Origin of the sequence: Paraburkholderia sp. C35 (assembly GCF_003121405.1) — a bacterium.
Taxonomy (GTDB): domain Bacteria; phylum Pseudomonadota; class Gammaproteobacteria; order Burkholderiales; family Burkholderiaceae; genus Paraburkholderia.
In genome coordinates, this window is the sequence record NZ_QBUY01000015.1 from 34,700 (window position 1) to 49,221 (window position 14,522).

The 14,522-nt window shown below is 63.4% G+C and carries 17 protein-coding genes and 1 riboswitch; of the genes, 4 read left to right on the forward strand and 13 right to left on the reverse strand.

Annotation, left to right across the window (positions count from 1 at the left end; genetic code table 11):
- Positions 1-66: 66 nt before the first annotated feature.
- From DK391_RS12355 to DK391_RS12415, 13 genes are all read right to left on the reverse strand, one after another.
- On the reverse strand, positions 67-306 hold the full coding sequence (locus tag DK391_RS12355) for a BolA family protein (RefSeq protein ID WP_109478291.1): 240 nt from the start codon (positions 304-306) through the stop codon (positions 67-69).
- Positions 307-317: 11 nt separating this feature from the next.
- On the reverse strand, positions 318-1,073 hold the full coding sequence (locus DK391_RS12360) for an ABC transporter permease (RefSeq protein ID WP_109478292.1): 756 nt from the start codon (positions 1,071-1,073) through the stop codon (positions 318-320).
- The gene (locus DK391_RS12365) at positions 1,070-1,996 is read right to left on the reverse strand and encodes an ABC transporter ATP-binding protein (protein WP_109478293.1); all 927 of its coding nucleotides are present in this window, start codon (positions 1,994-1,996) and stop codon (positions 1,070-1,072) included. The genes DK391_RS12360 and DK391_RS12365 overlap by 4 nt, the downstream gene beginning before the upstream one ends.
- A gap of 264 nt (positions 1,997-2,260) precedes the next feature.
- On the reverse strand, positions 2,261-2,566 hold the full coding sequence (locus DK391_RS12370) for an STAS domain-containing protein (protein WP_109478294.1): 306 nt from the start codon (positions 2,564-2,566) through the stop codon (positions 2,261-2,263).
- Positions 2,563-3,195 (reverse strand): ABC transporter substrate-binding protein, encoded by a 633-nt coding sequence (locus DK391_RS12375; protein WP_109478295.1) that lies wholly within the window; start codon positions 3,193-3,195, stop codon positions 2,563-2,565. Before DK391_RS12375 ends, DK391_RS12370 begins: the two co-directional genes overlap by 4 nt.
- A 137-nt stretch (positions 3,196-3,332) precedes the next feature.
- Entirely contained in the window at positions 3,333-4,286 is a 954-nt protein-coding gene (locus tag DK391_RS12380; protein ID WP_109478296.1) for a VacJ family lipoprotein, read from the reverse strand.
- 12 nt (positions 4,287-4,298) lie between these two features.
- Positions 4,299-4,853 (reverse strand): outer membrane lipid asymmetry maintenance protein MlaD, encoded by a 555-nt coding sequence (gene mlaD, locus DK391_RS12385; RefSeq protein ID WP_109478360.1) that lies wholly within the window; start codon positions 4,851-4,853, stop codon positions 4,299-4,301.
- 77 nt (positions 4,854-4,930) lie between these two features.
- The gene (mlaE, locus tag DK391_RS12390) at positions 4,931-5,698 is read right to left on the reverse strand and encodes a lipid asymmetry maintenance ABC transporter permease subunit MlaE (RefSeq protein ID WP_109478297.1); all 768 of its coding nucleotides are present in this window, start codon (positions 5,696-5,698) and stop codon (positions 4,931-4,933) included.
- Positions 5,695-6,516 carry an ABC transporter ATP-binding protein gene (locus DK391_RS12395; RefSeq protein ID WP_109478298.1) on the reverse strand — a complete coding sequence of 274 codons (822 nt, stop codon included), beginning with the start codon at positions 6,514-6,516 and terminating at the stop codon, positions 5,695-5,697. Before DK391_RS12395 ends, mlaE begins: the two co-directional genes overlap by 4 nt.
- A gap of 86 nt (positions 6,517-6,602) precedes the next feature.
- Positions 6,603-7,712, reverse strand: a complete 1,110-nt coding sequence (gene thiE / locus DK391_RS12400) for a thiamine phosphate synthase (protein WP_109478299.1) — start codon at positions 7,710-7,712, stop codon at positions 6,603-6,605.
- On the reverse strand, positions 7,709-8,533 hold the full coding sequence (locus DK391_RS12405; protein ID WP_109478300.1) for a thiazole synthase: 825 nt from the start codon (positions 8,531-8,533) through the stop codon (positions 7,709-7,711). Before DK391_RS12405 ends, thiE begins: the two co-directional genes overlap by 4 nt.
- Before the next feature lie 52 nt (positions 8,534-8,585).
- Positions 8,586-8,783 carry a sulfur carrier protein ThiS gene (thiS, locus tag DK391_RS12410; protein ID WP_109478301.1) on the reverse strand — a complete coding sequence of 66 codons (198 nt, stop codon included), beginning with the start codon at positions 8,781-8,783 and terminating at the stop codon, positions 8,586-8,588.
- A gap of 10 nt (positions 8,784-8,793) precedes the next feature.
- A complete protein-coding gene (locus tag DK391_RS12415) occupies positions 8,794-9,942 on the reverse strand; it encodes an FAD-dependent oxidoreductase (RefSeq protein ID WP_109478302.1) in 1,149 nt (382 codons plus the stop codon).
- Positions 9,943-10,186: 244 nt separating this feature from the next.
- A riboswitch (TPP riboswitch) is annotated at positions 10,187-10,297 on the reverse strand.
- 309 nt (positions 10,298-10,606) lie between these two features.
- Between DK391_RS12415 and DK391_RS12420 the strand changes: the two genes are divergently transcribed.
- The 4 genes from DK391_RS12420 (at position 10,607) to DK391_RS12435 (ending at position 14,454) form a co-directional block, all read left to right on the forward strand.
- The gene (locus DK391_RS12420; RefSeq protein ID WP_109478303.1) at positions 10,607-12,340 is read left to right on the forward strand and encodes an ABC transporter ATP-binding protein/permease; all 1,734 of its coding nucleotides are present in this window, start codon (positions 10,607-10,609) and stop codon (positions 12,338-12,340) included.
- A complete protein-coding gene (locus DK391_RS12425) occupies positions 12,337-13,110 on the forward strand; it encodes an SDR family oxidoreductase (RefSeq protein ID WP_109478304.1) in 774 nt (257 codons plus the stop codon). The genes DK391_RS12420 and DK391_RS12425 overlap by 4 nt, the downstream gene beginning before the upstream one ends.
- Before the next feature lie 196 nt (positions 13,111-13,306).
- Positions 13,307-13,804, forward strand: coding sequence for a hypothetical protein (locus DK391_RS12430; RefSeq protein WP_109478305.1), 498 nt, complete (start codon positions 13,307-13,309; stop codon positions 13,802-13,804).
- A gap of 59 nt (positions 13,805-13,863) precedes the next feature.
- Positions 13,864-14,454: a hypothetical protein gene (locus DK391_RS12435; protein WP_239482802.1), complete on the forward strand. Its 591-nt coding sequence runs from the start codon at positions 13,864-13,866 to the stop codon at positions 14,452-14,454.
- The last annotated feature ends 68 nt before the right edge of the window (positions 14,455-14,522 follow it).

Consider the following 14,522-nt stretch of genomic DNA (forward strand, 5'->3'; position numbering starts at 1 on the left):
CAGCCAGGTTATCAAGCGCCGTCCTCCGACAGACAGCACGGTTTGCGCGTAGTCGCTACGCGCAGGTCAGGCGCTTTGCCATTCGGCCGGCGTCAGCGTTTTCATGCTGAGCGCGTGGATCTCTTCGCGCATGCGGTCGCCGAGCGCCGCGTACACGAGTTGATGTCGTTGAATCAGACGTTTGCCTTCGAAATTCGTCGAAACGATGGTCGCGAAGAAATGCTGGCCGTCGCCTTCCACTTCGAGATGCTCGCAAGGAAGGCCCGCCGCGATGTAGTTCTTGACCTGTTCAGGTGTGGGTAGCATGAATGGTGCTCCTAGTGACGCAGCTTGAAGCCGGTTGCGAGCATGCGCATCGCAATCACGGCCAGCACGACGAAGAAACCGGCGACGATCAGCAGGCTCCACAGCGGATTGATATCCGACATGCCGAAGAAGCCATAGCGAAAGCCGTCGATCATGTAGAAAAACGGATTGAGCCGCGAAATTTCGCGCCACACGGGCGGCAGCGTATGCGTCGAGTAGAACACGCCCGACAGGAACGTGAGCGGCATGATCAGAAAATTCTGGAACGCGGCGAGCTGGTCGAACTTCTCGGCCCAGATGCCGGCGATCACGCCGAGCGTGCCGAGAATCGCCGAACCGAGCACCGCGAACGCGATGATGAAAAGCGGCGCGGTGAAGCTCATCGGAATGAACCAGACGGTCACGATGAACACACCCAGCCCGACGCACAAGCCGCGCACGACGGCGGCCAGCACATACGCGCCGTACATTTCCCAGTGCGACAGCGGCGGCAGCAGCACGAACACGAGATTGCCCGTGATCTTCGATTGAATCAGCGACGACGAACTGTTCGCGAATGCATTCTGCAGCACGCTCATCATCACGAGGCCGGGCACGAGGAAGCTCGTGTACAGCACGCCGGGATAGACCTGCACGTGATCGCGCAGCGCGTGGCCGAAGATCGTCAGATACAGCAACGCGGTGATAACGGGCGCGAGCACCGTCTGGAACGAGACCTTCCAGAAGCGCAGCAGCTCCTTGTAGAACAACGTACGGAAACCGCTCATGCCAACCCCTCTACCACTTCCGGCCCGTTCATCACCTGCATGAACACGTCTTCGAGGTCGGCCTTGCGCACCTCGATTTCATCGAACGTGCAGCCCGCCGCGCGGCATTGCGCGAGGATGCGCTCGACATCGTCATAGCTCGACAGACGCAACAGATGCTGACGTCCGTTGACGTTGGCGGGATCGACTTCGAGCGGCCGCAGTTCGGCGGGCAGCACGCCCTGCGCGAAACGCACGAACAGTTGCGTACCCGCGAAACGTGCGAGCAGCGCACTCGTGCGCTCCAGCGCGACGACTTCACCGCGACGCAGCATCGCGATGCGGTCGCACAGCGACTCGGCTTCTTCCAGATAGTGCGTGGTCAGCACGATGGTGTGACCTTCGCGGTTCAGGCGCGAGATGAATTTCCACAGCGTCTGGCGCAATTCGACATCGACGCCCGCCGTCGGCTCGTCGAGCACGATCACGGGCGGCCGGTGCACCAGCGCCTGCGCGACCAGCACGCGGCGCTTCATCCCACCCGACAAGGCACGCATGTTCGCGTCGGCTTTTTCGGTGAGATCGAGATTGGCCATCACTTCGTCGATCCAGTCGTCGTTCTTGCGCAGGCCGAAGTAGCCCGACTGGATGCGCAGCGTTTCGCGCACGGTGAAGAACGGATCGAACACGAGTTCCTGCGGCACGACACCGAGCGCGCGGCGCGCGAGACGGAAATCGTCGACGACATGGTGGCCGTGAACCGTGATGCTGCCTTCATCGGCGCGGGCGAGGCCGGCGAGAATGCTGATGAGCGTCGTCTTGCCGGCGCCGTTCGGGCCAAGAAGCCCGAAGAACTCGCCTTGTTCGACGGTAAAGCTGACGCCTTTGAGCGCTTGCAGATCTTTGTAGCGCTTTTTGACGTTACGAATTTCAATCGCTGACATGACTGTGCGCCGTCGGGGAGACAGCGCCTGATAGGTCGCCCGGCAAGGGCGCGAAGCATGGGGACGGAATTGGGGCCGGGTGCAAAAGACCGCTTGCGCGACGACTGCAACCGCTACGACCGTTTCCGCGATGCGGTGTGAAACGGCCAGGCGCCAAAAAACGTTTGATTATAGGGCAAAAGTCTAAACGGCCGACTTGCCTTGAGAGAACGTGAGCCAGCGCAAATGAAGAAACGCGGTGCGCGGCTCACTGACGCAAGAGCGTCAATGTCGTACGGGGAGAAGCGAATCGACGCCGTACGCTTGCGCGAGACTGGACAGCCCCGCAGGCAGGTTGACGATGGCGAGCGGCGTACCGCGCGCAGTCGCGGCGCGTTGCCATGCGAGCAGCACGGCAAGCGCGGAGGAATCGAATTGCGTGAGCGCCGCGCAATCGACCGCGGTCGCGCCGCTGCCGATGCGTGCGAGGCCCGCCGCGAGCGCGGCCTTCGCGCTCGCGTGGGTCAGCGTGCTGCCCGAGTCGAACGTGTTGGCCGACGGGCTCACCGGCGCGCTTGCAATGTTGTTCACGACTGTTTGCCGCCCGAGAGTTGCTGGTTGCGTGCCGTCAGGAACTGGATCAGGCCATCGACGCCGCTCTTCTGGATCTGCTCGTTGAACTGCTGCTGGTACGCCTGGATCAGCCATGCGCCGAGCACGTTCAGGTCATACACGCGCCAGCCTTGCGGCGTCTTGTAAAGACGGTAGTCGAGTTCGACAGGCGAGCCGTTGTTCATCACGACCGAACGGACCACGACGTCGGTATCGTCCGGGCTGGCGCGGAACGGCTTGTATTCGATCTGCTGGTCTTTCACCTGCGCCAGCGCGCCCGAGTACGTGCGGATCAGCAGCATCTTGAACTGCTCGACCACGGCGTTCTGCTGTTCCGGCGTGGCGGTGCGCCAGTTGCGGCCCATTGCCAGTTGCGTGGTGCGGCGGAAGTCCGTGTACGGCAGGATCTTCTCGTTGACGAGCTTCGTGACGGCGCCGATGTTGCCCGTCTGGATGGTCTTGTCGGCGCGCACGGCGTCGATGACCTGTTGCGTGACGGTCTTCACCATCACGTCAGGATTGCTGGTGTCGACGGATTGCGCGGACGCCACGTTACCGAACGCAAAGAAGGCTGCAATAAACGGGATAAAGAAGAAGAATTTTTTCATTTCCAGTCCTGCAAAAAAAAGAAGCTTAGCTTGGAGGCGACGATATCACGCGAGTTCAGCCGCAATCCACGCTCAAACTGCGAGAGTCGTATCCGAGTGTTACGGTTGAAAGGTACGACGCTCGCAATTGTCAGGCCTTAACGCAGTTTCAGCGACGGATAGCCGAAGATCGCGGGCGGCACGATCTGGCCGGCCGGAACGGTCGGCGGCGCTTCCGTGCCGGATGCGGGTTGCGCAGCACCCGCCGTACCGTTCGACGTGGCGCCCGAAGCCGCTTCAGGTGCCGAAGCCGAACCCGGCGCTGCCGGTGTCGTAGCCGGCGCAGGTGCCGCCGCACCGCCGTCGACATCGTCGTACTTCGGCAGCGGCGCCTCGTTGCCGTAATCCGGCAAGCTCGACGACGACGCATTGCCGCCCGTCAGCAGATAGCGGCGACGCTGCAGATAGGCGTTGCGCACGAACGAGTACTTGTCGAGCGCCGCGCCTTCGAGCACGTCGGTGGCGTTCAGCAGGTTTGCGCGCGTGTTGACCAGATTCACGCCATACAGCGCCCAGCTCACGCTATCCGGCTTCACGTAGGTGAGCGGATTAATGAAGTAGTTGCCCACGATACCCACGCCATCACGCACCGTGCTCGGCCCGAACAGCGGCAGCACCAGATACGGACCCGGCGGCACGCCATAGTGACCGAGCGTCAGGCCGAGATCGTTGTCGTGCTTCGGCAGCTTCGCGAGCGTCGCGACGTCGAACAGACCGCCGACACCGAAGATCGTGTTGATCACGATCCGCATGATGTCCGACACGCCGTCGGCGATCTTCAACTGCAGCAGGTTGTTCGCTGCAATGTAGACGTCGCCGATGTTCGAGAAGAAGTTCGTGACGCCGTCACGCACCGGTTGCGGCGTGACGAACACGTAACCCTTCGCGACGGGCTTCAACGCGTATTTATCGACGGTGTCGTTAAACGAAAACACCGTGCGGTTAAAGCCCTCGAGCGGGTCTTCTTTTGTGGGGTTCTGGACGGTTGCACACCCGGCAAGCGCTGCCACTGCGAGCGTAATCCCCGCGACACGTAAGCGTGTCGTCTTCATTTTTTATTCTCCTTATTGGCCCGATGCGCCCGACGCCGCTGCAGCAGGTGCCGCAGGAGCCGGTTCTGCGGGCGCGGGCGCCGCAGACGATGCACCAGGTTTGGCAGCGCCCGAATCCGCTGCCTTGCTATACAAAAACTGCCCGATCAGATTTTCCAGGACGATAGCCGATTGGGTCATCGTGATCGTGTCGCCGGCTTTCAGCATTTCGCTGTCGCCACCCGGCTCAAGACCGATGTACTGCTCACCCAACAGACCGGACGTCAGAATCTTCGCGGACGTGTCTTTCGGAAACTGATATTGCTTGTCGAGATCGAGCGTCACGACTGCCTGATACGAATTGCTGTCGAAGCCGATCGACGCCACACGGCCCACCGTCACGCCCGCGCTCTTCACGGGCGCGCGCACCTTGAGGCCGCCAATATTGTCGAACTTCAGCTTGACCGGGTACGTTGCCTGAAACGACAGCGAGCTCATGTTGCCCGCCTTCAGCGCGAGGAACAGCAGCGCGATAAAGCCGAGCACCACGAACAGACCTACCCAGAAATCGAGAGCAGTTTTTTTCATCTTCATCCCAAAGAGAATCTATGCCGCTGCGACGTGAGCCCTGCGCGGCCCGCCGCGCGAATGTGGCCCGACGCCGTTTAGCTGAACATCAGCGCGGTCAGCAGGAAATCGAGACCGAGCACGGCCAGCGACGCGTAGACCACCGTCTTCGTCGTCGCGCGCGACACGCCTTCCGGCGTCGGCTTCGCTTCGTAGCCTTGATAGAGCGCAATGAATGTGACCGCGAAGCCGAACACGATGCTCTTGATCACACCGTTGCCGACATCGCGATACGCATCGACGCCACCTTGCATCTGCGACCAGAACGCGCCGGCGTCGACGCCGATCATCAGCACGCCCACGATATAGCCGCCGAGCACGCCCACCGCGCTGAAAATGGCCGCGAGAACCGGCATCGCGATGATCCCTGCCCACATGCGCGGCGCGACGACCACTTTCAGAGGATCGACGGCCATCATTTCCATCGCCGTCAGTTGCTCGCCCGCCTTCATCAGGCCGATTTCGGCCGTGAGCGACGTGCCCGCGCGCCCGGCGAACAGCAGCGCCGTAACCACAGGCCCGAGTTCACGCACCAGCGACAGCGCGACCAGCAAGCCCAACGCCTGTTCGGAACCATAGCGATTGAGCGTGTAATAGCCCTGCAAGCCGAGCACGAAGCCGACGAACAGCCCCGACACCGCGATGATCACCAGCGAATAATTACCGACGAAGTGGATCTGCTTCGTGACAAGACGCGGACGGCGCAGCAGCGGGAAAAATTCCAGTACGAGGCGCAGGAACATGCGCGCCGCATAACCCGTCTGCCCGAGCCCGCCAATCACGGAACGGCCGATGAAGCTGATCATGCGCGGTCTCCGCCGATACCGAAGTCCGCCGCCAGCGGCGCCTTGCTCGGATAGTGAAATTTGAAGGGACCGTCGGGCGTGCCATCGATGAACTGGCGCACGGTCGGATCCGTCGACGCACGCAGTTCGTCCGGCGTGCCTTCGGCGAGCACGCCGCCGTTGGCGAGAAAGTAGACGTAATCAGCAATGGCGAACGATTCGGGCACGTCGTGCGTGACGAGAATGGAGGTCGCGCCGAGCGCGGTATTGAGCGCGCGGATCAGATTGGCCGTAATGCCGAGCGAAATAGGATCGAGGCCGGCGAACGGCTCGTCGTACATCATTAGTTCAGGGTCGAGCGCGATGGCACGCGCCAGCGCGACGCGGCGCGCCATGCCGCCCGAAATCTCCGACGGCGCGAGATCGCGCGCACCGCGCAGACCGACCGCGTTGAGCTTCATCAACACGAGGTCGCGGATCAGTTCTTCGGGGAGATCGGTGTGTTCACGCAGCGCGAAGGCGACGTTTTCGAACACCGACATATCGGTGAACAGCGCGCCGAACTGGAACAGCATGCCCATCTTGCGGCGCAGTGCGTAGAGACCGTCGCGCGACTGCGCGCCGATGTCCTGGCCGTGGAACAGAATCTGGCCGCGTTGCGCACGCACGAGGCCGCCGATCAGCCGCAGCACGGTTGTCTTGCCGCACCCCGATCCGCCCATGACCGCGACCACCTGGCCGCGTTTGAAGCGCAGATTCAGGTTCGACAGGACGAGCCGGTCGCCGTAGCCAAAATCGACGTCGCGCAGCTCAAGGAGGGTCTCGGAAGAGGAAGGCACGTAACTGACAGTCCTTTTACACGGAAGGCCGAATTATAGGGCCTTCGTGCAAACCCTGCCTTGACGACGCTAACGATTTAACTTTTCTAAACTTTTTCTTGCAAAAAAGCGCTTTTTAGCGACGATGCAGCAGTAGCGGGATCGGCGGCCTCCGTGATCGCACGCACGACAGCTGCGCTCTTCACGCCCGTCGCGAGCACGAGCGGCAGCACATCGGCGCTGATCCCGCCGATCGCTACCAGCGGCACGACGCCTTCCAGCAGTTTCACGTAACGCGCCAACCTGGTCACACCTTGCGGCGCGGTCGGCATCACCTTGGTTGTCGTCGGGAACACGGCGCCGAGCGCAATGTAGCTCGGACGGAAGTGCCATGCGGTGAGCATTTCGTAGTAGCCGTGCGTGGAAAGCCCAAGACGCACGCCCGCTTTCGACAACGCATGCAGATCCGCCGTATGCACGTCTTCCTGGCCGAGGTGAACGCCATAGGCGCCCGCATCGATGGCGGCCTGCCAGTGATCGTTGATAAAAACCTGCGCGCCGTGCTCGCGGCCCGCCGCGACCGAGCGTGCGATTTCCCGCTTCAGTTCTTCCGGCTCGGCCGTCTTGCGGCGCAGTTGCAGCGTTTTCACGCCGAAGCCCGCCACGCGCTCGACCCACTCGGCTGTCGGCAACACGGCGTAGAGACCGAGTGCGTCCGGACACGCCGCGAAGGGCTGCGCCGGCGCGTCGGGCAAACCGGCGACGCGCGGGAAGCGCGACATGTCGCAAGGCCACGCATCGTCGGATTTCGTTTCGTCGCCGTCGCGCCATGCGAGCGCGAGCGTCAGGGCGTCGTGCGGATCGAAACCGCAATCGAGGAAAGCGGCCAGCGCGGGAATCCAGTCTTCCGCCAGATGACCTTCCAGCTGATAGCGCACGCCGCCCAGATGCAGCACCGCGCGCCCCGCCGCCGCTTCGATTACGCCCGCGCCTTGCGTCAGCCAGCGCGCGATCTGCTCGCCATGCTGTTGAGCATCCGCGATCACGATCAGATCGCCGCCGTTGGCGTCGTCCGGTGCCGTCAGGCAAATGCGCCAGTTGACGTGAACAGGCGGCCAGTCGCCCAGACTTGCGCGAATGCGCTCTGCGGCTTCCGTGAGTTCGTCGGCGGGCGGCCAGAACAAATCGCGGCCAGTGAGTTTCAAGGTATCCGTCATGCCGCAGCGCTCCCATCCTGATGCCAGAACGGCATGCCGACGACGGGCGTGCTCGCGTGGGCAGTTTCACGTTCGGCCATCGGGCCGGCCAGATAAGCCTCGCGGCCCGCTTCGACACCCATCGCGAAGGCGCGCGCCATCGTCTCCGGATGCGTCGCCTGCGACACCGCTGTATTCAGCAGCACGCCGTCGAAGCCCCACTCCATCACCTGACATGCATGCGACGGCACACCGAGACCCGCATCGACGATCAGCGGCACGTCGGGCAGACGCTCGCGCAGTACGCGCAAGCCATACGGATTCACGACGCCCTTGCCCGTGCCGATCGGCGCGCCCCACGGCATCAGCGCTTCGCAGCCCGCATCGAGCAGACGCCGGCCGATCACGAGATCTTCCGTGCAGTACGGCAGCACCTTGAAGCCGTCCTTCACCAGTAGCGCCGCCGCTTCGATCAGACCGACGGGATCAGGCTGCAGCGTGTAGTCGTCGCCGATCAGTTCGAGCTTGATCCAGTCGGTTTCGAAGACTTCGCGCGCCATCTGCGCCGTCGTCACCGCTTCGGTGACTGTCTGGCAACCGGCCGTGTTCGGCAGCAGCGGCACGCCATGGCGCTTGAGCAGATCGAAGAAGCCGGCTTCGGCGCCGCCTTCGCTCATCTGCCGGCGCAGCGCGACCGTCACCATGCCGGGCTTCGATGCCGCGATCGAATCCGACAGCGACTGCAGCGACGGATAGCGCGACGTGCCCAGCAGCACGCGGCTCTGGAAGGTTTCGCCGTAAAGCGTGAGCGCGTCGGCGGGAGCGTTCGCGTGTGAGTTCATGTGTGTTCCTTGTCAGTGGCTTGCGTCGCGTTGAGTGGCGCTGGCTTGCGCCTCAACCGCCCGCGACGGGATGCACGACATCGAGCTTGTCGCCCGCTTGCAATGCGCGCGCCGCATGCTGCGTACGCGCGACGAAATTGCCGTTCAGCGCCACCGCGAACGGCGGCCGCGCGCCGAACGCGCTGAGCGCGTCGGCGACGGTCGCGCCTTCGGGCAGCGACAGCGGCTTCTGGTTGATCTGGATATCCATAGTCTTGTGGTCAAACGTTGAGTGTGGCGGCAGACTGCGCGTGCGCGCCATCGAGCCGGAACAGTTCGCTCCAGCGCGCGTTGCGCTGCCAGTCGGCGAAACCGTCGGCATCGGCGACACGGCCATCGAGCAGCGCCGACGCCAGCCGCACCGCCTCGCCCGCGACTTCGGGCGCGATCATATAGCCATGCCGGTACAGCCCGTTCACCCGCAGCGTGTGCGCGCCGTCCCACAGCAGCACCGGGCGATGATCGGGCAAGGTCGGCCGGCATTGCGAGTTCAGTTCGAGAATGCGCGCCTCGCCGAAACCCGGATGCACCGAAAACGCCGCGCTCAGCAATTCGAGCGCCGAGCGCACGCTGACGGGCGACATGTCCTCGCCTTCCACTTCCGTCGCGCCGATCACGTACAGATCGTTCTGCTTCGGCGCGATATACAGCGGATAGCGCGGATGCAGCAGACGCACCGGACGCGTCAGGCCGATGCCCGGCGCGTGCACGCGCGCCACTTCGCCGCGAATGCCGCGCAAGGTCGGCATGACGGGTTTGGCGCCCAGGCCACGGCAATCGATCGTGAATGTTGCGGGCGGCAGCGCGTTGTCGTCGATGGTCACGTTCCAGTGCGTGTCGACGCCACGCTCGGCGAGACCCGCTGCCAGCGCGGCCAGCACCTGGCGGTTATCGAGCTGGCCCTCGTGCGGCAGCAGCCAGCCCTGCGTGAAGCGGCCAGCGAGCGCGGGTTCCGAAGCGCCGACCTGTGCGCCCGCGAGCGCGACCAGGCCGCCGTCGAGCAGTTCGGCAGGCGCGTTCGCGCGCAGCCGGCGTTCGAACAGCGGCGCTTCGGCGCGATCGCTGTGATGCCACACGATCAGCGAACCGTTACGCTGGAAGAACACCGATTCCGGCAATTGCGCGAGCAAGGTCGGCCAGGTTTCCAGCGACGCCGCGCCCAGCCGCGTAATGAGCAGTTCGGCGCTGGCGGCTTCGGCGAGCGGCGCGAGCATGGCGGCAGCCACCCACGCGGCCGCCTGCGAGCCGGCTGCATCGCCGCGCTCGTACAAGGCCACGCGATGTCCTTCGCCTGCAAGCTGCCTCGCGACCAGACGCCCGCACAGCCCGCCGCCGATCACGGCGAAATCCGGTTGAGCAGAAGTCCTCATCGTGTGGCTCCGACGCATAGCTGAAGCGCCGCAAACCGCGCGCCCACGGCGCAGCGACGTGCGAAGCCCGCAGCCAGGCAGCAATTAACTGAAGAATGAGCGGTCATCGAATCCTTTCTGTACGGCAAAAGCGCGCGTACCCAAGGACGAATCAAGGACGAAAACGCGGCGGGCGAGGCCGGCCGGGCATGGCGCGCTCAAAATAGAACGGGAACGCCGCCCCGGCGGAAGGAGAACTTCCAGGAAAAACTTCCCGAAAACTTCCCGCGCCGGTATTACCCGGATCGGGTGCGAAGGGACTCTCTCAGCCTCGCTGCAACGATTACGCGCGCAGGAAGCACCCCTGTTTCGTCTGGACCATTAGACCATAAAAGCCGCGCACGCCGCAAACCCGGGCGGACCACAATCGGTGGTGGCTGAATTTGGCGAGCTTCCCTTTTGCTCTGGCACAATGGCACGCGTCAATGCGGACAGAATGCCGCGCCACTGCAAGGCCTTTGTCGGGTTGGCACAGATGGGCGGGAGCGCAGCGAAGCGTTCGCTTAAGTTCAGATTAAGTCGCTGCCGGAACAATCGCAGCCTGGGTGACGCCCGACGGCGTGCAGCAGTGCAACGGGGCAACGCAATGCACGGCTGCCCGGGCCGACCGTATGAAAGGACGCTTATGATCGACAACTCAAACAATCCCGCGGACATCACCGCGTGGCGCCTCATCAAGCCCTATTGGGTTTCCGAGGACAAATGGAAAGCATGGGGTCTCCTCACGCTGGTTATCGCGATGAACATGACGATGGTCGCGGCCAACGTCTGGTTCAACACCTGGCAGCGCACGTTCTTCGACGCGATCCAGCAATATAACTACCCCGTCTTCAAGTACTCGCTGCTGCAGTTCACGGTCATCGCGCTCGCGCTGATCCTGCTCGGCTCGTACCGGACGTATTTCCGGCAGATGCTCGAGTTCCGCTGGCGGCAGTGGCTCACCAACCGTTACCTGAACGAATGGCTGGGCGACCGCGCGTATTACCGGATCGAGCGCGACAGTCTCGCCGACAACCCCGACCAGCGGGTTTCCGCCGACCTGCAAGGGCTGGCCAGCTCGACGCTCAATCTGTCGCTCGGTTTGCTGTCCACTACCGTCACGCTGTTCTCGTTCATCGTGATCCTGTGGAATCTGTCGGGCGCGTTCGCGTTCCACATGTTCGGCACCGAGTTCTCGATTCCGGGCTACATGGTGTGGGCCGCGCTGATCTATGCAGCCGTGGGCTCGTGGGTCACGCACAAGGTCAACCATCCGCTGGTGTCGATCAACTACCAGCAGCAGCGCGTGGAAGCCGACTTCCGTTTCTCGCTGATCCGCATCCGTGAAAACGCCGACCAGATCGCGCTGTATCAGGGCGAGCGCTCGGAAGAGCAGCAGCTCAAGGGCGTGTTCGGCCATATCCGCGACAACTGGCGCCTCATCATGCGCTTCACGCGGCGCTTCAATATCGTCGTGATCAGCTACTCGCAGCTGGCGATCGTGTTTCCGTACATCGCGGCGGCGCCGAAGTACTTTTCGAAGAGCATCTCGTTCGGCATGTACCAGCAGGTGACGGGCGCGTTCGGCACGGTCAGCGATTCATTCTCCTGGTTCATCAACAATTACGATTCGCTCGCCGAGTGGCGCGCTACGGTGAACCGTCTGCGGGAATTCCATCGCGTGATGCGTTCGCAGCATCTGCATGAATCGGTTGTCGAAGGCACGGCGCATGGCGGCATCAACGTGCATGTGACGGATACCAACACCATCAACGTCACCGACCTGCGTCTGCAACGCCCTGACGGCGAAGCAATGGCCAACGTCGGCTCGTTCACCATCGCACCGAAGTCGCGCTGGCTCGTACGCGGACCGTCGGGCGCGGGCAAGAGTACCTTGCTGCGCACGCTGGCGGGACTGTGGCCGTTTGGCGAAGGCACAATCGAAAAGCCCGCCGACGCGAAGCTGCTGTTCATCCCGCAGCGCAGTTATCTGCCGATTGGCACGCTGAAGGGTGCGCTGTGCTATCCGTCGGATGCTTCCGCGTTTTCGGATGAAGCGTGCCGCGAAGTGCTCGCGGTGTGCCGTCTGCCGGAGCTTGCCGATCGTCTCGGCGAATCGGCGCATTGGGAGCGTTCGTTGTCGCCGGGTGAACAGCAACGTCTCGCGGCGGCGCGAGCATTGCTGCAGCAACCGGACTTCCTGTTCCTCGACGAAGCGACCAGCGCGCTCGACCCGGACAACGAAAGCATCATCTACAACGCGCTGATCGAGCGCCTGCCGAACGCGGCGATTGTCAGCGTCGCGCATCGCAAGACGCTCGAAACGTTCCACGACCAGACGCTGTTCATCGAGCGCGCGGTCGAGCGCGAGGCAGCGTGAGCGAAGCGCCGTTCGGGCGCGTCGTACTGGTGACGGGCGCTGGCTCCGGCATCGGCGCCGCGCTCGCCCGGCGCATCGCGGCGCCGCGTGTCGCGCTGATGTTGCATGCGCGCGGTGCGGACGCCGCTTCGCGCGAACGGCTCGACAGCGTCGCTTCGACCTGCACGGCAAGCGGTGCAACGTGCGCCACCGTGTTCGGCGATCTTGCCGAGCGCGGCGCCTCCGAACATGCCGTGCATCAAACGCTGGCGCGATTCGGCGCACTCGATCAGATCGTGGCGAATGCAGGACACGCACAACGTCAAAGCATCGGCACGCTCGATATCGACACGCTCGCCGAGTCGTTCTCGGCGATGCCCGCCGCATTCGCATCACTTCTCAAACGCGCGGCGCCCGCGCTCGAAACATCGAAACGCGGACGCGTGGTGGCGGTGAGTTCGTTTGTCGCGCATCGCTATCGCGCGGACTCGCCCTTTGCGGGCACGGCTGCTGCGAAAGCCGCGCTCGAATCGCTTGCAAAAACCGCGGCAGCGGAACTCGCGCCGCATGGCGTGACGGTGAACTGCGTCGCGCCGGGCTATACACGCAAGGATCGCGGGCCAAGCGCCGAGAATGCGCCCGCATGGGCGCGCGCGGCAGAAGCGACGCCGCTTGGCCACGTCGCCGAACCGGACGATATTGCCGCGCTCATCGCCTTCCTCTTGTCGGACTCCGCGCGTCATATCACGGGTCAGGTGATACACGTCGACGGCGGTCTGACACTCGGCTGACCGGCACGCGCGCCTTACGCGTTTTCCGGGTGCGCAACATCCGGAAAGATTCTCGAACAAACAGAAAGCACTTTCGAAGCGCACGCGCTGTTCCGTGCTTTGTGCGCAGTCGATTCCAGCGACGATTGCATCGTGGGCCAAACGCTCCCCTGGCGCAGCCCGCAATGCATGTTCAACGTCACTGGAAATACCTGCCATGTCATTCGACCGCCGCCTCCCTTCGCTTTCCCGTATGTCTCTGCGCCTCGCGCAATCCGGCCGCAACGCCGCGCTGACGGCCACCGCCGTGCTGCTGTTCGCGGCAGCTGCCAACGCCGCGCAGATCACGCCTGAGAAACAGCCTGAGCCTGCCGATGTCTGCCCTGCGCTGTCGCACATCGTCTCTTCCGCCGACTTCAAGAAGCTGCGCGACGAGCCGGCTGCGAAGCTGCCGGGTGTCGATCCCGTTGAAGATTGCCGCGCCAGTTCGCATTCCTACGACTGCACCTTCCGCGCGCACTGGGAAGCGGACGGCTTCGTCAACGATCCGCTGGAAGAGATCGGCGCGGATATCGCGGCGTGCTTCCCGAACGTCGTGCACGACCTCAACACGCCGACGCGCCAGCACTTCATCGTGAAGACGGCAGACCGCCGTGTGAGCGTGACGGCGAGCGTGCAAGGGCAGAACGAATTGCGTCTGCGTATTGCGCGCTGAGTTGCATCGGCCGCACCTGCAACCTTTGCATCGTTCAACCAGCCAGCGAGCGCACCGTGATCGTCTCTTCTGTCGCGCGAAGCACGCGTAGCGTGCTGGCTGCGCTTTGTCTGCTGCCACTGGGCGGTTGTGCATGGACACTCCTCACGGCTGCCGACGCCCCGGGTTCCGTGATCCAGGCCGGCTACGCAATCGCGTCGAATTACTCGTCGCCGACCTTCGTCAACGGACGGCGCGCGCAAATCAGCAGCGTCTGCATCGAAGTGAATCAGCTCGTGTCGGTCAACGATTTCGTGCCGGCACTGCAGATGGCGCTCGACCGGCGCGGTATCCGCTCGGACGTCTACAACCCGGGAACGTCCCCCGCGAGCTGCGAAGCGCGGCTCGCGTACAACGCCTCGGTCGATTACGGCCGACGGTCGTTCAGCGATGAGTCGATCCAGTATCTGTCGATGATCGACCTCACGCTGATCAAGGACGGCCGCATCCTGGTGACAGCGCGCTATCAGACGGGCGGACTCGGCGTGGACCGCTTTTCGAGTTCATCGGTGAAGCTCGACGGCCTGATCGACAAGATGGTCGTGGACCGGGTGCAGAATCTGCAGCCGCCAGCCATACAGACGGTGCAGGCCTCGCCGATTGGCAACTGAGCGCGGGTCGTTGTAGCGCGCGGAGCAATCCGGCGCGCTTCTTCCGCAGCGCTCGATGGCAAGTTTCG